The organism is Paenibacillus sp. FSL H7-0357, from assembly GCF_000758525.1.
Taxonomy (GTDB): Bacteria; Bacillota; Bacilli; order Paenibacillales; family Paenibacillaceae; genus Paenibacillus_AQ.
On record NZ_CP009241.1, the window covers coordinates 5234187 to 5251521 of the forward strand.

Genomic DNA, 17335 nt, shown 5'->3' on the forward strand with positions numbered 1-17335 from the left:
TCCACAAAAATATAGGAGTCATTTTTTAGATAACCTGCAGCATTTTTTAGATTATTCCTGTCTTAAATTTATGTCAGTTCTTACAATAGACCAAACCTCCTATAATCACCTATAATATTACAATACACAACATATTTATTAGGGGGAATTAGTTATTATGGACTGGATGAACAAGCTTCCGTTAAAACAGAGAATAGTTGCCGGTTGTTATCTGATTGCCGCATTATTCGCAGTTCCTGTTCTGATTACTTTATTGATCATGGGCAAGATCTTGATCGGAATTATTCTTGTTGTGGTGCTGTCAGCGCTGACTTATCCTCTTTCACGATTTATTGAGAGAACGCTTACATCTTCATTTGACGACATTTCCAATGTGACGCACACGATCGCCAAAGGAGATTTCACAAGCCGTGCGGACGAAAGCGGGGCCATGGGCGACATCAGCCGCTCGTTCAACACGATGATCGAGAAGCTGAAGAAGATTCTGACGGAAGCTTCGGGAATTACCCGCCAGGTAATGGACGCGAGCCGGGGTATTGAAGACAAGAACCAGAATCTCAAGATTGTCATGGCTCAGGTTGCCTCTTCTTCCAACGAGCTGGCCCTCGGCGCCAATGAGATATCCGTGGATATTGCAGATATGACGGAATCCATCAAAGATATAGAAACCAAAGTTTCTAACTACACAAGCTCAACTAAAGAAATGAATAAACGTTCTATACATACGCTGGAGCTCGTCGAAAAAGGACGTGTGTCCGTTGACACTCAGGCAGAAGGTATGCGCAAGAATATTCAGGCTACGCAAAAGGTGGCCGATACGATTGATGCCCTTTCACAAAATGCCCGGGGCATTACCATGATTACGAAGACCATCACTGAAATTGCCGAGCAGACCAACCTGCTGTCGCTGAACGCATCCATTGAAGCCGCGCGCGCAGGAGAGCATGGCCGGGGGTTCGCCGTGGTAGCCCAGGAAGTCCGCAAGCTTGCCGAGGAATCCACCGCTTCTACTAAGGAAGTATTCGGGCTGGTACGCAGTATCGAAGCCGACATCAAGCAGGCAATCGACAATATTGCCATCAACGAAGAGGTCGTGCAGGTTCAGAATGAGATGATCACCGAGACCGCTCATATTTTCGCGCAAATTGTGCAAAGTGTTCAGTACATAACCGAGCAAATCGCCTCCTTCTCTGCTGAAAGTGATCTCATGCTGGAAAGTGCACTCAAAATCTCCAGCGCCATTGAGAATATTTCCGCGATTACCCAGCAGACGGCAGCCGGAACCGAAGAGGTATCCGCAGCCATGAATGAGCAAATTAATGCCCTGCAATCCGTAGCCGAAGAGACAGATAAAATGACGCAATCCGTATTCCAGCTGCAAAAGACCATTCACATCTTCAAGTTCTAGATTAAGCGTATCCTGCTCCGAGACCTCTTTATGGATTATGGCTGATTATCAGCTGTATCCTGAAGAGGTTTTTTTTGATTGAAATATGGTTAAAAATCACTATATAGTGCGCTAGCAACCGCTTTTGTCACCGGGTTTCATTTGATCTTTTGCGACAAATTAATACATATTTCGACTTTATTATTGCATATACATGATATTCATGGTTATCTATATGAACAGATATACATGAGGACCACAGAGGCAAGCTTAGCTGCTCCCTCATGTTCAGCAATCCACTAACGGGAGAGATGTACAGATGGGGAAATTTATTTTAAAGACAGATGTGGAACAGAAAGTAATCGAAATCGAATTGGAAGGCACCTTCTCTGAAGAGGACGGTCTCCGGTCCATCCAAGCTTATCAGCAAACGATCAATCCTATTAACCCAGCCGACTTTGAACTGAAAATTGATTGTATAAAGTTGAATGTAACCGCTCCAGATGTGGTGCCTCTGCTGGAAAGCTGCTTCGTGATGTTCAAGAGCGACGGATTTGTGAAGGTCAAGCTGACGCTGGAAAACAATCCGATCCTTAAAATGCAGCTGGCCCGGCTGGGCCGCAAGGCTGGTCTTGAGAATTTAGAGATCCTTTCCGCGGTTAAAGTGTAGCAGCAGTTATGGGAGAACATGTAATTAAGAAAATGACTGATTTCTCGGAGAGATCTATTGCGGCTGTGAAGTCGCTGGAGCTGCTCTGCAAAAATTCCGATGGGAGCAATCTGAGAGTTGGCGTTGAGAGTCTGGGACCTGAGAACGGTGATGCTGCTTTCCTCTGCCATGCCGGGGAACAGTTAATCGGTTTTCTGAGCTGGTATACGTCGGACGGAACACAAGCCAACATCAATGGAATGGTGCATCCCGAATACCGGCGGCAGCAGGTGTTCCGCAGACTGCTGGATCTCGCGAGGCAAGAGATGGAAGCTCAAGGTATCCAAACACTCCGTTACCGCATCCCTTCGGGGTCTCTTTCAGGAGCTGGTTGTGCGGCACAATTGGCAGCAAACTTGACCAGCTCCGAGTATTCCCTGAGTCTCAAGCAGTACCACGCCCGTGAGCCCCGTTACCCGGAACTAATGTTACAAGTAGAGCAGCCGGATGATTATGAATTTTCGGTAATCTGTTCATCGCAGGCTTTCGGTGATTCAGAATCATGGACAAGGGATTATTGGGCCCATACCCGTCAGCCTGGGCGCATCACCTATATTGCCAAGAATAATCAGATGCCGGTTGGACTGATAAGAGTTAATAAAGTTGACTCCCGGACAGCGGTTATCCACGATTTCTGCGTCCTTCCGTCTTGCCAGGGAAAAGGCCTGGGCCGCGATATCCTTGCAGCAGCAGTGGAAGACCTGCTGCTGCAGGAACCCGATACGCATATACGGCTGGGCGTCGTCACTGAGAATGCCTATGCTCTGGACCTCTACCTGAGCGTCGGCTTTGCCATTATGGGCGAGTTTCAATATTTCACAGGTCCTGTGTCTTGCCGGTAAATCAAAAGTTATAAATAGGAATGCTAAAGCCCGCCAGAACAAATACGGCGCTCAAGAAGAATCTACTCTTCTTGAGCGCCGTTTGCGTGATAGGGTGATCGTGAACCTCGTTTCCAAATCGGTACATGAATACATTCCTGCTTACTGACGCCCCTCATGCTTCTCCCAGCCCATGGTACGCGCTACAGCATCTTTCCAGGCGCCGTAGCGGCGTTCCCGTTCCTCCTCTCCATCAGCGGCGAGAACACCTTCTCGGCCTTGTTGAAGCTCTCCAGCTCTTCTCTTGACCAAATCCCTGAGGTGAGTCCGGCCAGCAGCGCTGCACCCAGAGCCGTCGTCTCCGCATAGGTAGTGCGGGTCACCTCACTGCCTAGAATATCTGATTGAAACTGCATCAGCAGATCATTGCGGACAGCGCCGCCATCCACGCGCAGTCCGGTCAGCGGCATGCCGGCGTCTTTTTCCATCGCCCCAATCACATCCCGGGACTGGAAAGCCAGCGACTCCAGCGTGGCCCGCACCAGGTGACCTGCCCTAGTCCCCCGGGTCAGTCCGAACACCGCGCCGCGGGCGTACATATCCCAATAAGGCGCCCCCAGGCCGGTGAAGGCCGGTACGACCACGACACCCTCGCTGTCCTCCACTTCCCTTGCTTTGTCCTCCGATTCTGAGGGGCCGGTAATCAGCCCCAGTCCTTCCTCCAGCCACTGGACGGCTGCACCGGCCACAAAGACACTGCCTTCGAGCGCATAATACAATTCATCGCCCATACCCCAGGCTACGGTGGTCAGCAGCCCATGAGTGGAGACGACTGCTTCCGTACCTGTATTCATCAGAATAAAACAGCCTGTGCCGTATGTATTTTTGGCGCTGCCGGCATCTAGACAGGTATGGCCGAACAATGCGGCCTGCTGATCGCCAAGGACAGAGCGGATAGGAATTTCCGCACCGAACCACTGTGCCTGGGCTACGCCGAATTCCCCACCGGACATCCGCACCTCCGGGAGAATGGCGCGGGGGATGCAGAACTTTGATAAGCCGCTCATCCCATTTGCGCTCATGCAGATTAAACAGCATCGTACGTGAAGCATTGGTCACGTCCGTGGCGTGCACAGCACCTCCGGTGAGCTTCCAGATCAGCCAGCTGTCAATGGTTCCGGCAAGCAGTTCTCCCCGCTCGGCACGTTCCCTTGAACCCGGTACATGGTCCAGAATCCAGGCCAGCTTTGTTGCCGAGAAATAGGCATCGACGACAAGTCCAGTCTTCTCGGCAATTTCAGCGGCAAGACCTTGCCGCTTAATGTCCTCACACTGCTCCGCCGTGCGCCGGTCCTGCCAGACAATGGCCGGATAAATCGGCACACCTGTAACCCTGTCCCAAATGAGCGCAGTTTCCCGCTGATTAGTGATGCCGATGGCCAAAATCTCCGCAGCCGGGACCCGGCTTCCGCTGATAGCATCTCTGGCTGCGGCAAGCTGGCTTTCCCAGATTTGCTCCGGGTCATGCTCAACCCAGCCTGGACGGGGGAAAAATTGTTTAATATCATACTGACCCTGGGAGAGCATGCCCGCTTCCAGATCAAACATAATCGCCCGTGAGCTGGTCGTGCCTTGGTCCAACGATAAAATCATGATAGATGCCTCCTTGATTTGCTGCAAGATGTTCCACGATGAACAAGATTAAAGTGCTAGTTTCAACAAAAAGCACCTCTGCTGTCAGAGGCGCTGTCATGCTGGGTCAAGCGTTTACTGTTTTTCGACAGGAAGCCGCAGCGTGAAGGTTGTCCCCTCTCCAAGCTTGCTGTACGCGGTAATTTGCCCTTGATGCGACTCGACGATATTTTTAACGATCGCCAGTCCCAATCCCGTTCCCCCGGATTCCCCCCGGACACGCGCTTTATCTGCCTTGTAGAAACGTTCGAAAATATAAGGAAGATCCTCCGGCGCAATGCCGACTCCTTCATCCCGGACTTCAATCCCCAGGTAACGGCGGCCCTCCAGAATCACTGTGCTGGTAACAATGGTAATGTGCTTGCCTGCGGGTGTATGGCGGAATGCATTGTCCAGCAGATTTGTCAGAACCTGCTCCAGCTTATCTTCGTCAGCAGCCTTAAGGAGCGGTATATCGCCAGACTTGGTCAGCTCCAGATGAATCTCCCGTTCCTTGGCCCGTACGGAAAACTTGCGGTATATGCGTTCCAGCAGCTCATCCATATCCACCTGCGCCTTGGCCATATCCGTATGTCCTGCCTCCATGCGGGCAAGATCCAGCAAATCCTTAACCAGCCGTCCCATACGCAGCGATTCGTCATGGATAACCTGCACCAGCTCGCTGCTCTCCTCCGGCGAGGAGGCCATGCCATCCAGCAGCGCCTCGCTGTAGCCCTGCATCATCGAGAGTGGTGTGCGGATTTCATGCGATACGTTGGCCACAAAGTCCGTGCGCATTTTCTCCAGGCGCACCTCTTCAGTCACATCACGCAGAACCGCTACAGCGCCGCGGATATTCCCTTCCGAATAGAGTGGAGCCATATGAACCGACCAGACTCCCTGGCGGACATGCACATTAGAACGATCGTCGCTTCCCTGTCTCAGCGTGCTGAAGAACAGCGGGCGTAGCGGCGGCGGCACATCGCCTGAAGCAACCGCATCAGGATCAAGCTCAGAATCGCTTTCCTGCTCGTGGTCTAAATCCTTCCAGGCTTGAAGCAGTTTTTGGCCGTGCGGGTTGGTCAATATAATCCGGCCTTCGATGTCAAACGTGATGACGGCATCGCTCATGCTGCGCAGAACACTCGACAGATGGCCCTTCTCGTGGTTCAAACTGCGGATATTCTCCTCCAGCTCTTCAGCCATATGGTTGAATGAAGTGGCCAATTGACCAATTTCGTCGCTCGTCACAAGTGTCAGCCTTGTCCCGTATTCACCCTTGCGGATATTGTTGGCCGCTTCAATGACCTGCTGCATCGGCTGGGTAATCTTAGTAAATAAAAACAAGGCAAAAAATGTCGTCAACGAGAACCCGATCATACAGGCATACATGAACAAACGTTTAATCGCCCCGGAATTGGCGAAGTTGCTGTCGATATAAGGCAGCAGAGACAGCCCCACCGTAATGAGCACGACAGCAACCAGACAGATGATCGTGATCCACAGCTTGCCGACAAGACTTCTCCAGAAATTCACTTATTTAGGTACCTCGAGCTTGTAGCCTACGCCCCATACTGTGGTGATCATCGCTGCTGATTCCGGTGAAACTTTATTCAGTTTCTCGCGAAGCCGTTTGACATGGGTATCCACTGTACGTAAATCTCCGAAAAACTCGTAATTCCACACATCCTTAAGCAGCTCTTCGCGCGAGAATACCTTGTCCGGCGAGATAGCCAAATAATGCAGCAGCTCGTATTCCTTCGGGGTCAGGCTTACTTCCTGGCCGCCTGCAGTTACCCGGTGTGCATCATGCTCAATAATAAGATGCGGGAAAACGATGTTGTTGCTGGAATTGCTCTCTTTGGATAAAAAGGCCGTTGCCGAAGAACGGCGCATAATGGCCTTGACCCGATAGATCACTTCTCGCGGGCTGAACGGTTTAACCACATAATCGTCTGCACCCATTTCAAAGCCCTGAACCCGGTTGATTTCCTCGCCCTTGGCGGTCAGCATCAGAACAGGAGTAGATTTGACCCCTCGGAGTCTCGTCAGCACTTCAATCCCATCGATGCCCGGCAGCATGACATCCAGCAAAATAAGGCCGTAATCATTGGCCGTTGCTTTGCGCAGAGCAATTTCGCCGTCTTCCGCTTCGTCGATTTCGTAGCCTTCTTTTTCAAGGTACATCTTTAGCAGGCGGCGAATGCGCTCTTCGTCATCCACCACCAGAATTCTATTCAAATGCTCTGCCATTTCACAACAACCCCTTCATCAAATACAGTAGAACGTTATCTTAAAACCAAGTGCTGCGTTAGTAAACAAAGTTGCTCAGTCCGTCCCCGCATAAGAATGAAGCCCGGCGATGACCAGATTAACGCCCACCAAGGTGAACATTACGACCAGAAAGCCGAGTACGGCGAGCCACGCGGATTTGCGCCCTTGCCATCCGCGGGCCAGCCGCAAATGGAGATAGGCGCTGTAGAACAGCCAGGTGACGAGAGCCCACACTTCTTTGGGATCCCAGCCCCAGAATCTGCCCCAGGCTACTTGAGCCCAGATCATGGCAAATATCAGCGCACCCAGTGTAAAAATCGGGAATCCAATGGCTATAGCCCTGTACGTAATTTCGTCGAGATCATTCTCATCGATTCCGTCCAGTACCGGGTGTATGGCCTTGCCTAGCGGCTTGCGGACAATGAGGCGCAGGAGTCCATAGATAAGCGCGCCGGAGATCAGCGACCAGATAACCGTGTTGAATTTCCGTCCCGCATTGACACCATTCATCCATGAAGGCGCTTCGAAGAGAGGCTCCTTCATGCCAAGAAACGACTGGAATTGCTCAATTTCGCTATGATACGGCGCCACAATCGGCGGCATTTTATAGCTCACTCTTTCTATTGTACTATCTTCCTGCCCGGGGCTGTCAATCGTAACGTTGGAACGAACGAAAACAGTTTCGTATCCGGCGCCGCGAAAAGCAAAGACGCTCCCGAGAAACCCTATTATAACAATGATCGAAAAGAGAGTAAATTCGACCAGCCGCTGCTGCTTGCGGTCGCTCCGCTCCGCGCTGTCGAAATTCACTGTGCGCAGCAGATACATCAGACCGGCTGCGAAGCCGACTGCGAAGAATGATTCGCCCAAGGCAGCCAGGGTAACATGAATGTTCAGGTAGATGGATTTCAATGAAGGTATCAGCGGCTGAACCTCCTGCGGAAATACTGCCGCATAAGCCATAACGATGATGGAGATCGGTACCGCAAAGACGCCGAGAATGATCTTGCGGTAGATGGCGAAGATTACTGTGAAGGCAACCATCACCATCATGGATAAAAAGGTCATGAACTCATACATATTGCTGACCGGAATATGACCCGATCCCATCCAGCGGGTGATGAAATAAGCCATGTGGCAAATGAGGCCCAAAGAGGAAATTATAAACGCAATTCTGCCCCAGCGCGCGGTATGCTCTTCCGGTTTTCTGCCGGACCACCTGCGCCCCATAATAGCGATTGTGAACAACATAAACGCACCGCTGTATAAGAAAAATGCGATGATAAAGACATCACTGCTGAAATCGAGCAAGCTCATGCCATGCCTCCTCCGTTGTCCAATGATTTTTCATCGACTGTCATGTCTATCTTCTTCAGAATAGAAACGATCTCACGGCGGAAGCCGAACCAATTCTTGTTCGTATGGCCACCCAGTACAAGTTCTCCGTTCTCCAGCGCCAGCCAGATGCGTCTATGCTGCCAGTAGAAGCCAAGCACGAGCCCAAGCATTACGATCCCGGCACCGATCCAGACAAAGGGCATTGCACGGTCCACACGCACATTGAGGAAGGAGGTGGACTCTGCAAAATCAACATCGCTCATGCTCTTCACTTCAAGCTCCAGAAACCGGCTGCCGCCTCCCAGCTTATCGTTGATCGTCTGCTGCTGGAACTGATCCTTGTCAATCGCCTTCGGAAAATAGAAATATTGCTGCCCTTCCGCCGGCAGGTCCGGCCCCGTAATCAGAAAAAGGAATGCAGGCGCATTCGGATTAGGCGATTTGGATACCGGCTGCCCCTCCTCGTTCAGGCCGAAATCCATATATTTCTCTTTCAGCTCCAGGGTGTAGGGACCGACCTGAAAGGTGCGCTGAGAGTTCTTCATCTCCAGCTTGAACTTGCCGAATGCCTCACCCGTAGCTGAATTCACCAGCTCAGGCTGTACTGAGCGCAGTACAGGAGTCAGGTCATAATCAAACTGATACGCTTTCAAACCTTTGTAGCTGAGCGGTGAATTCACACGGATATCATGGGAGGTCACCTCTGCGAGCTGCGGCTCCTTCGAAGGATCGACACAATCGGCGGTGCATTCATAAAGCTTAGCCTTTGTCTCATACAGCTTCGGCAGCACTTTCCTGCCGCGGAATTCCTCAGGCATTTCTGCTTCCGAGTAAAATTCCACTGTAAACTTCTCATTGAGTAAATAATAAGTGGTATCCGGAATCCTAGTCATTTCCCCTTGCGGAAAAGCGAGATGCTGATCCATATTCAGCCCCGGCAGTCCTCTCGCCAGTACGGCAAGCAAAAAAATAATCAGGCCGATATGTATAACATAGGGTCCCCAGCGGCTGAAACGGTGCTTCTCTGCCAGCAGAGCGCCACCCTCTGTCCTTACACGGTAGCCTTTTTTCTTAAGCGGCTCTACAATTCCGGCCACCCAAGTCTCCGGGTCTTCCTGTACACCAGTGACCAGAACAGCCTTTTGGCGGGTCAGAAACTGCCGGTGCTTGCGGATCTTCTGGCGGGTCAGCGCCTTGTACAGCGGAAGTACGCGGTCCAGGCTGCAGATCACCAGTGAAGCTCCGATCATTACCAGCAGGGTTACGAACCACCAGGATTCATAGGTGTGCGAAAGGCCGAGTCTATAATAAATATTCCCGGCTGTTCCGTACGTTTCTTTGTAATACGTTGAGGCATCAATGTTCAGAAAAGTGCTCTCCTGCGGGAAAATCGTACCCAGCATGGAGCCCAGCAGCGTCAGCACAATCAGGTAAATCGCTATTTTGACAGAGGAAAAAAAGTTCCACACACGGTCGATCACTCCGGGATTCACACGCTGTGAACGGCGGGCAACTCCATCGTAGCGCATTTCAAGATTCTCTCCCGAGGAACTTCCCTTCTCCTCCAGCGGCTTGCCGCAGGCTTCGCACAGAACGGTACCTACCGGATTCTGATGCCCGCATTCGCATTTGGTATTGCTGATCAGCGGCGTCCGTTTCTTCATTCGTTCACCAGCTTTCCGATCTGGGACTCCAGCGAGTTCAGATCCAGCTGTCCGATATGAATGCTGTCCACTTTGCCCTTCTTATCAATAAAGAAGGTGGTGGGCAATGGGGATACGCCATAGCTGCGGACGGCATCCCGCCCGGTGTCCATGACAATCGGGAAATCAATTTCGACAAGCTTAACAAAATTCTCCACTGTCATCTGATCCTCGCCGACGTTAACCCCCACGACCACTACACCTTGATCTTTCCATTTCTCCCACTGCGCCTGCAGAGCAGGCATTTCCTTCACACAAGGGCCGCACCACGAGCCCCAAAAATTAAGCACAACCGATTTGCCCTTGTACTCTTCGAGCGTATGGGTCAAACCGTCTAGTCCCAACAGTTCAAAGGACGGCGCCCTTCCGCCCTCCCGGGGTTTTCCGTCTCCTCCGAATACGGAGGAACCGATTGCATAACCTCCAAGCAAAAGTATCAAAAACAGAATTACGATTTGAATCGGCTTTCTCGCTTTGCCCACACGCGAAGCCCCCTTCTGTGACGCAACTCATACTTTAGTTGTTAGGTGTGAACATCCTATGAACATTATACCGAATATTGTCACAGTTTTAGGAGGGGGAAATGTGAACTTTATGTGTCCTTGCGTGTCGTATTTGCTTTTAGCGCTCCAGCCTTGGCCATTTGCTGCAAATGATTGATTTCATCTTTGGTCAGGTGGCGATAAGAGCCGCGTTTGAGATTTTGCAGCAAAATATCCCCGAAGGAAATCCGCTTCAGACGGATTACAGGATGAGAAATTGCTTCAAACATCCGCCGGACCTGACGATTGCGCCCTTCATGAATCGTAATGCTGATTACGGTTTCTTTGTTGACTTCATCCACATCTTTGTATTCGACTTCCGCCGGAGCGGTCATACCGTCCTCCAGCTTAATGCCTGCCTTCAGCTTGTCCAGTGCAGTACCATGCGGCACACCCTTGACCGTGGCCAAATACGTCTTCGGTACATGGTGCTTCGGATGCGTGAGCAAGTTGGCAAACTCTCCGTCATTTGTCAGCAGCAGTAATCCTTCCGTATCATAGTCCAAGCGGCCTACAGGGTATACGCGCTCATTAATGCCCTTCAGGTAATCCGTTACCACCTTGCGGCCCTTGGGATCAGATGCGCTTGTAATGACACCTTTGGGCTTGTTAAACATAATGTAAATCTTGTTCTCTCCCCGGATCAAACGCCCGGAAACTTTAATAATATCTTGTTCGGGGTCCACCTTCGTGCCAAGCGTAGTTACGAGTTCCCCGTTGACTTCCACTTTACCGGCCAAAATCATTTCTTCACACTTGCGTCTGGACGCAACACCTGCTTGCGCCAATATTTTCTGTAATCTTTCCATTTTCGACTACTCACCTCAGGTTAATGATAACCATCAGAGGCATAAATCACAAGTTCATTCCATGGAAAAAATGCTCCGGGACAAGAATTGCTGTGTGGTTCCACCAGCAAAGGGGAAATGTGGTAACGGGCAGCCAGCTCCAGAATCAATTTACCTGCTGCAAACAACTGCTCTTTGCGCCCCGGAAGCGGCGGAACACTGTCTTCCGCCCCGAAATCCCCTTCGAGACAGACGTGGATATAATCCGGATCTGTCAGCAGCGGGGCGGCATAAATCCCCCCGTCTGCCCCGACCCAAAAGTCAAAGCCCTTGCCGTTAATGGACGGACAGCGGGAATGATGCAGAATAAAACCTTTATATTCCATCCCATGTGGCCTCCCTCCGTATTGCTGCAATAGCATATGAAGTGGAGGAGAGCAGGGTGAGAAATTGGTGCTAATTTTCGCGCCGCAGAGAAATCGTCCGTTCATAGCGAACAGTGCATGCGAACATAACATGATTTGCATGTAAGGAATTAGTCATGTAAATCGATTGTTACAAAGGCGTGGCCACCTTAGGCTTAAAAGGACAGCAATAACACTATATCTAGCAATGGAGGAATACGTATGTTGATTAAAAGATCATGGAAAATCCGAACGCTCACGGTTGCATCTGTACTTGGGCTGCTGCTTGGAGGGTCCCTTCCAGTGTCTGCCGCACAGCCGGCGCCGAATCCGCTGCCATACGCGCATGAGATTAAATCACTGACAAGCGGGGATTACAGCGATCTTTCTTTCCTGAAGCCGCTGCTGAAGGACAAGACGGTCGTTAGCCTTGGCGAGAACTTTCACCGGGTAGGCGAATACGCCAGCATGAAGACGAGGCTGGTAAAATATTTACATGAGGAACTGGGATTTGAGGTCATCGCTTTTGAATCAGGTCTGGCTGAAGCTTCCGTCGTTAACGATGTTGCTGATGAATTAACCGCAGCAGAGATGATGGATAATTCAATATTTGACGTCTGGAAATCCGCAGAAACCCTGGAGCTGTTCAACTACATGAAACAATCGCGCCAGACGGACAAGCCTTTACAGCTGGCCGGATATGATATGCAGTATACCTCCCCATTGTTTGCAGTGGCTACGCGCAGTTTCATTTCCAAGGTGAATAAGGACTATGGCAAAGCCTTTATGGACTTTGATAATGAAGCCATTAAAACCTATTTTGGGCTGACTGAACAATACGCTCTGGAGAACAAGAGCAATCCAGTTTACCAGCAGCAAATAGGAAAAATCATACAAAAGTATGTTCCTAAATATAAAGAATACATCAGGTACATCCAGGAACGCCGGCAACAGTTCGACGCTTTTTATCCCGGTGCGCCCCACACAGCTGATACGATTCTGAAAGGACTGGAAGACCGGGTGCAATTTTTCACGCAAGGGCAGGTAGCCAATGTGCGGGAAGTTTATGAGGCCCGGGACAGAATAATGGCTGAGCATGTGGAATGGCTGATGAAGGTCAGATACCCCGGCAAAAAGATCATTCTGTGGGCCCACAACGACCATTTGGCTAAAAACACCTCGGACATGCGCATCTTCGAGCAAGGGAAATGGCAGAACAGCTTTACCAGCATGGGCGAACTGCTGCATCAGAAGTTGAAGGATAAGATGTATGTAGTCGGTTTTTATATGAATAGGGGCAAAGCAGCTAATCTTACAACATTGAAGGAATTCTCTATCGGGCCGATGCCAAAGGGAACCTTGGAAGGAAGAATCATGCAAAGCGGATACTCCCGTACTTTCGTTGACCTCACGAAGCATACCCAAGCAGACGCAGGCAACAAATGGATGTTTCAATCTCTATATGCTGCAGAGGACGGGCTCACCAGAGTGGTCATTGCTCCGATGGTGATGAAATTCGTTCCGAAGGAGCAGTTCGACGGCCTGATTCTCATTGATAAAGTATCTCCGCCAACACGTGCCTATTAAGCAGACGATCCGGCGGCACCCGGTTGCCTGCTACCCAAACACCAGCAGGCATACGGCGATGGCAGCGATAAAGCCAATGACGTCTGAGAACAAACCGACTTTAAGGGCATAGCGGCCGTTGCGGACACCCACAGCGCCGAAGTAGACGGTCAGAACATACAGTGTCGTATCTGTACTGCCCTGGATCGTGGAGGCGATCATCCCGATCAGGGAGTCCGGGCCATGGACACGGATCAGGTCGGTGGTGTAAGCGAGGGAGCCTGTCCCGGTCAGCGGACGCAGCAGGCCCAGCGGCAGCACTTCCGGTGGCACGCCCAAGCCTTTGAGGGCTGGGGCGATGAAGCCCATGAAGAAATCCAGCGCACCGGAGGCGCGGAACACGCTGATGGCGACAAGCATGCCGACGAGATGCGGGATTATGGCAATCGCCGTGCCGAAGCCGTCTTTGGCCCCTTCCACAAAGGACTCATAGACTGGAATTTTGCGCGAATAGGCGTATAGCGGGATAAAGGTGATCATAACCGGAATCGCCCAGGCCGAGATGAGGCTGATTAACTGGAACACGGAAGCTCACCCTTTCAGTGAAGAATGCGGAAGCGCTGTGCTGCCTCTGGCTGAATCGCCGGACTTTACCGCCGGCGGTTTCGGCGGCCTGCGCATTAGAGTCAGCCGGCGGAACAGCCTGTCGGCGGCGATGGCAGCTATCGTCGCCACCGCAGTCGCCGCCAGCGTCGTACCGACGATGCCGGCAGGATCGGCTGAGCCGTAGTTGAGCCGGATCGCTATCAGCGTAGCCGGGATCAGGGTAATACTTGCCGTATTCAGCGCCAGCAGGGTGCACATCGCCGGGGTGGCGGTCTCCTTGTCCGGATTCAGCGTTTGCAGCTCCTGCATCGCCTTGATGCCCATAGGGGTTGCGGCATTGCCAAGGCCAAGCAGATTGGCGCTCATATTGGAAAGGATATAGCCGATCGCAGGATGGCCTTTCGGAACATCGGGAAATAGAAAGGAGACTACGGGTCCGAGTACCTTGGCGATTTTCCTGAGCAATCCGGCATCCTCGGCCACCCGCATAATTCCGAGCCAGAAAACCAGCACGCTGATTAGGCCGAAGCTTACCGTAACCCCGCTTTTGGCGCCGTCAAACACTGCTGCTGTAAACTCGTCCATCCGCCCGTTCACAGCGGCAAATACGAAGCCGATCAGGATCATTCCGAGCCAGATTCCATTAATCATGTGTATCCCTCCCCATCCCGGTTCTATCTACATGTAAGAAACGGCATATGCTCAGCTGTCCCCCCGCTGAAAAAGTGCCCGCAGCGCACTGCCAAGCGCCTGCAGCCAGTTCCCCGCCGGATAAGCAGGGGCTAGGGCCGCGCTGTACTTCTTGGTATAAGCCGACTGTTCCGGGGGAAGCTGCTCCGGCTCATAAACGGGTACCCGGCCGATTTCCTGGCCGCCCAGCTGCAGGACTAGCACGCCTTTTAAGCCAAAATCACTGCTGCGCGCCTGTTTCGGCACAGCTGCTTCCCGTTTCAGCTCAAGCTTGGTAAACAGCCTCGCCTCTTCTCCCTGTCCAAGCGGGTAGGCAAAGGATTTACTGGTCACGTAGCTGTAACCGCTGATCCCTTCGCCGCGTTCGATTAACGTTTTGAGGGGATAATGATTGAAACCGAAATTCAGCAGGGATGCATGGTCATTCCAGTCATTTCCGTCATTGATTGTGACCGCAACCAGCTGCTGTCCGTTTCTTGTGGCAGAGCTGACAAGGCAGCGCAGCGCTTTTTTGGTATAGCCTGTCTTTACGCCGTCTGCTCCTTCATAGAGCCGCAGCATTTTATTTTTGTTGCTCCACTTGTAGTCCCATTTCTCATAAGGATTGTCCGCCGTCTTCTCCTGCGTCTTCACGATTTCCTTGAATACAGGATTGTGGAGCGCATAGGCGGTCAACACCGCCAGATCATTGGCACTGGAATAATGGCCTTCGGCATCCAGACCATGCGGATTGGCAAAATGGCTGTGGGTTAAACCAAGCGCCTCCGCCTTCTGATTCATCAGATAGACAAAACCCTGCTCAGAACCGCCGACATGCTCGGCTATTGCTGTTGCTGCATCATTTCCCGAACGCAGCATCATCCCGTACAGCATATCCTCCAATTTCATTTCTTCCCCTTGCTTCAAAAACAGTGAAGATCCTTCCTTGGCAAAAGCGTTTTTACCTACTTTGACCTTGGAGGTCAAATCCCCATTTTCTATAGCCACTATGGCGGTCATAATTTTGGTCAGACTGGCGATCAGCATAGGTTCATCTCCCCTGCTGCTGTACAGAAGCCTTCCGGATTCCACGTCAATCAGAGCCGCAGCCCTGGCATGAGTGGAGATGGAGCTGTTTTCGGCCCGGAGTACTGGCAGCGGACGCAAAACAACTAGCAACAGGCACAATATCAGGATCAAAGACGATTTAAAAGTTAATCTCTTCATGTTCATCCTCCGGCTTCTTTCTTCTCAGTTCTTAAGTCAGGTTAAGGTGCGGATCACGCTATGTTGTACAAGTGTATGCAGCATGGCGGACAGGTATGTCCCTCTCTTAAGTCCTCTCTATGTATGAGGATTGGATACCGACTAGGTAACTCTCAAAAAAAGGGATACCGCCCCGGTTAAGGCGATATCCCTGATTTCTCCGCTAGTGTGTCGATGAATTGCTGGCTGCAGGATCTGTTTTAACTGCTTGCTTTGCAGCAGGGGCACCTACAACTTCCGCCCCGACAGGAGCACCATTTTGGAACATATTCTGGATTTTGTCGATCAGCGCTGGAGTGGCGTCGATGATTTTCTCGAACAGATGGGTTTGATTATCAAGCGGCACAATATGCACGCCTTCCCTGCCCACTACGAGAAAAGCGATCGGGCGAATGGATACACCGCCCCCGCTACCGCCTCCGAATGGAAGCATTTTAACGCTGGAGCCGCTGCCGTTCACACCCGGCGCATCATCCTCCACCCGAAAGTCGCTGCCCCCTGCGGCAAAACCAAATGCCACTTTGCTGATCGGCAGAATGACGCTGCCATCCGGTGTCTCTACAGGATCTCCGACAATTGTATTAACATCCACCATGCCTTTGATATTTTCCATCGCGGTCTGCATCAGACCTTGAATCGGATGGTCACTCATATTATTATCCTCCTTTAACTTCTAGGGAAATACTCTTTCTTCCACAGCGTATATCATTCCCATATCACTACATTTGTATGTAAGTCGTTTCTATCTTCCGGGCAGTTGGAGCTTCCCTTACTGTTTGTGGCTCAATAGCTGTTTCCACCGGGCCAGTCCCCCCTTCACTTTAGTGATCCGGCGCAGCAGCAGTATTCCCGCGTAAAGGGTGTAGGCTAAGGACAGTTTGCCGGCACATACTGCCTCTGTGGAGTAGCACAGCTCATCGCGGAACACCGGTGCGACAAACAGACGCGGAGCGTGCTGCAGCCGGACGAATTGCGAAACCCAGCCAATAAGGCTCCATTTCATTCCCCACAGAGCCCCCGCTGCTGTTGCTGTATAGGCTGCATCGCCAAGCGAAAAATCCGTCGACCAGTCGAGCTTTGATATTTTGACATGGGCCATCAGCCCTTTCAGCCACTTGTTCAACCCCCGGGTCGCCCGCAGCGCTGCCTTTAGATTATCGATCCAGCCTGACACAGCCTCCTTATCAATTTGCTCCTCTTTATCGGCATCCTTCTTCACGGGTGCGATCCCGCTTTCTTCCAGCTTCACCCTCACTCCCCGCTCCATACCCTCATATACGAGTGCTGGCAGTTCATAATGAAACTTAACTAACCCAAATAAAGCCTTAATATCAAATTCCACCCGGTCATCCTTGCCAAGTCTGCACAATCGGAAGTGAAAATGAATGGAAGAAGACAGGACCAGTACAATGACAACCAGCAGAAGAGCCAAAGGTATAACAAGCCATAACGTCACGGATTACCCTCCAAGCATCCTTATAATAGGAACCTTTGGTTTAGTATGGCAAACTTGGCTGGAAAAAATTCGGATGGACGCAAAAAAACCGTTGTTCTCCTAGGAGACAACGGCATTTCAACATAAATTTACAGC

At 51.2% G+C, this 17335-nt stretch carries 16 protein-coding genes and 1 pseudogene; 4 read left to right on the top strand and 13 right to left on the bottom strand.

Going from position 1 to position 17335, the window contains the following annotated elements; genetic code table 11:
• Positions 1-157 precede the first annotated feature (157 nt).
• The 3 genes from H70357_RS22990 to H70357_RS23000 all read left to right on the top strand — a co-directional run bounded on the left by H70357_RS22990 (position 158) and on the right by H70357_RS23000 (position 2938).
• Positions 158-1408, top strand: a complete 1251-nt coding sequence (locus H70357_RS22990) for a methyl-accepting chemotaxis protein (RefSeq protein ID WP_038594576.1) — start codon at positions 158-160, stop codon at positions 1406-1408.
• 298 nt (positions 1409-1706) lie between these two features.
• Positions 1707-2057 (top strand): hypothetical protein, encoded by a 351-nt coding sequence (locus H70357_RS22995; protein ID WP_038594578.1) that lies wholly within the window; start codon positions 1707-1709, stop codon positions 2055-2057.
• 8 nt (positions 2058-2065) lie between these two features.
• On the top strand, positions 2066-2938 hold the full coding sequence (locus tag H70357_RS23000; RefSeq protein WP_038594580.1) for a GNAT family N-acetyltransferase: 873 nt from the start codon (positions 2066-2068) through the stop codon (positions 2936-2938).
• 141 nt (positions 2939-3079) lie between these two features.
• Here the strand turns inward: H70357_RS23000 and glpK are convergent.
• The 8 genes and pseudogenes from glpK to H70357_RS23040 form a co-directional block, all read right to left on the bottom strand.
• Positions 3080-4570, bottom strand: a pseudogene (gene glpK / locus H70357_RS23005) (glycerol kinase GlpK).
• A gap of 114 nt (positions 4571-4684) precedes the next feature.
• Positions 4685-6124 (bottom strand): ATP-binding protein, encoded by a 1440-nt coding sequence (locus tag H70357_RS23010; protein ID WP_038594582.1) that lies wholly within the window; start codon positions 6122-6124, stop codon positions 4685-4687.
• Positions 6125-6841, bottom strand: coding sequence for a response regulator transcription factor (locus H70357_RS23015; RefSeq protein WP_020427515.1), 717 nt, complete (start codon positions 6839-6841; stop codon positions 6125-6127).
• A gap of 75 nt (positions 6842-6916) precedes the next feature.
• Entirely contained in the window at positions 6917-8179 is a 1263-nt protein-coding gene (gene ccsA, locus H70357_RS23020) for a cytochrome c biogenesis protein CcsA (RefSeq protein WP_038594585.1), read from the bottom strand.
• Positions 8176-9864 (bottom strand): cytochrome c biogenesis protein ResB, encoded by a 1689-nt coding sequence (gene resB / locus H70357_RS23025; protein ID WP_038594587.1) that lies wholly within the window; start codon positions 9862-9864, stop codon positions 8176-8178. The genes ccsA and resB overlap by 4 nt, the downstream gene beginning before the upstream one ends.
• A complete protein-coding gene (gene resA, locus H70357_RS23030; RefSeq protein ID WP_038594589.1) occupies positions 9861-10385 on the bottom strand; it encodes a thiol-disulfide oxidoreductase ResA in 525 nt (174 codons plus the stop codon). Before resA ends, resB begins: the two co-directional genes overlap by 4 nt.
• Before the next feature lie 110 nt (positions 10386-10495).
• A complete protein-coding gene (locus H70357_RS23035) occupies positions 10496-11254 on the bottom strand; it encodes a pseudouridine synthase (RefSeq protein WP_038594591.1) in 759 nt (252 codons plus the stop codon).
• Between the two features lie 20 nt (positions 11255-11274).
• A complete protein-coding gene (locus tag H70357_RS23040) occupies positions 11275-11619 on the bottom strand; it encodes a peptidoglycan recognition protein family protein (protein WP_038594593.1) in 345 nt (114 codons plus the stop codon).
• Positions 11620-11859: 240 nt separating this feature from the next.
• Between H70357_RS23040 and H70357_RS23045 the strand changes: the two genes are divergently transcribed.
• Positions 11860-13224, top strand: coding sequence for an erythromycin esterase family protein (locus H70357_RS23045; RefSeq protein ID WP_038594595.1), 1365 nt, complete (start codon positions 11860-11862; stop codon positions 13222-13224).
• 30 nt (positions 13225-13254) lie between these two features.
• Here the strand turns inward: H70357_RS23045 and H70357_RS23050 are convergent, their stop codons facing one another.
• From H70357_RS23050 to H70357_RS23070, 5 genes are all read right to left on the bottom strand, one after another.
• Entirely contained in the window at positions 13255-13743 is a 489-nt protein-coding gene (locus H70357_RS23050) for a spore maturation protein (RefSeq protein WP_052092630.1), read from the bottom strand.
• Between the two features lie 51 nt (positions 13744-13794).
• Positions 13795-14460, bottom strand: coding sequence for a nucleoside recognition domain-containing protein (locus tag H70357_RS23055; RefSeq protein WP_038594599.1), 666 nt, complete (start codon positions 14458-14460; stop codon positions 13795-13797).
• Positions 14461-14511: 51 nt separating this feature from the next.
• Positions 14512-15711, bottom strand: coding sequence for a D-alanyl-D-alanine carboxypeptidase family protein (locus H70357_RS23060; protein ID WP_038594601.1), 1200 nt, complete (start codon positions 15709-15711; stop codon positions 14512-14514).
• 196 nt (positions 15712-15907) lie between these two features.
• Complete coding sequence (ytfJ, locus tag H70357_RS23065; RefSeq protein WP_038594603.1) at positions 15908-16396, bottom strand: GerW family sporulation protein; 489 nt, start codon at positions 16394-16396, stop codon at positions 15908-15910.
• 117 nt (positions 16397-16513) lie between these two features.
• Positions 16514-17200: a DUF2953 domain-containing protein gene (locus H70357_RS23070; RefSeq protein ID WP_038594605.1), complete on the bottom strand. Its 687-nt coding sequence runs from the start codon at positions 17198-17200 to the stop codon at positions 16514-16516.
• Between the last annotated feature and the right edge of the window lie 135 nt (positions 17201-17335).

Coding starts and splice junctions, on each gene's coding strand:
- ytfJ (WP_038594603.1), bottom strand. CDS start 16,396: ATGAGTGACCATCCGATTCAAGGTCTGATGCAGACCGCGATGGAAAAT.
- H70357_RS23035 (WP_038594591.1), bottom strand. CDS start 11,254: ATGGAAAGATTACAGAAAATATTGGCGCAAGCAGGTGTTGCGTCCAGA.
- ccsA (WP_038594585.1), bottom strand. CDS start 8,179: ATGAGCTTGCTCGATTTCAGCAGTGATGTCTTTATCATCGCATTTTTC.
- resB (WP_038594587.1), bottom strand. CDS start 9,864: ATGAAGAAACGGACGCCGCTGATCAGCAATACCAAATGCGAATGCGGG.
- H70357_RS22995 (WP_038594578.1), top strand. CDS start 1,707: ATGGGGAAATTTATTTTAAAGACAGATGTGGAACAGAAAGTAATCGAA.
- H70357_RS23060 (WP_038594601.1), bottom strand. CDS start 15,711: ATGAACATGAAGAGATTAACTTTTAAATCGTCTTTGATCCTGATATTG.
- H70357_RS23045 (WP_038594595.1), top strand. CDS start 11,860: ATGTTGATTAAAAGATCATGGAAAATCCGAACGCTCACGGTTGCATCT.
- H70357_RS22990 (WP_038594576.1), top strand. CDS start 158: ATGGACTGGATGAACAAGCTTCCGTTAAAACAGAGAATAGTTGCCGGT.
- H70357_RS23040 (WP_038594593.1), bottom strand. CDS start 11,619: ATGGAATATAAAGGTTTTATTCTGCATCATTCCCGCTGTCCGTCCATT.
- H70357_RS23015 (WP_020427515.1), bottom strand. CDS start 6,841: ATGGCAGAGCATTTGAATAGAATTCTGGTGGTGGATGACGAAGAGCGC.
- H70357_RS23000 (WP_038594580.1), top strand. CDS start 2,066: ATGGGAGAACATGTAATTAAGAAAATGACTGATTTCTCGGAGAGATCT.
- H70357_RS23050 (WP_052092630.1), bottom strand. CDS start 13,743: ATGATCACCTTTATCCCGCTATACGCCTATTCGCGCAAAATTCCAGTC.
- H70357_RS23055 (WP_038594599.1), bottom strand. CDS start 14,460: ATGATTAATGGAATCTGGCTCGGAATGATCCTGATCGGCTTCGTATTT.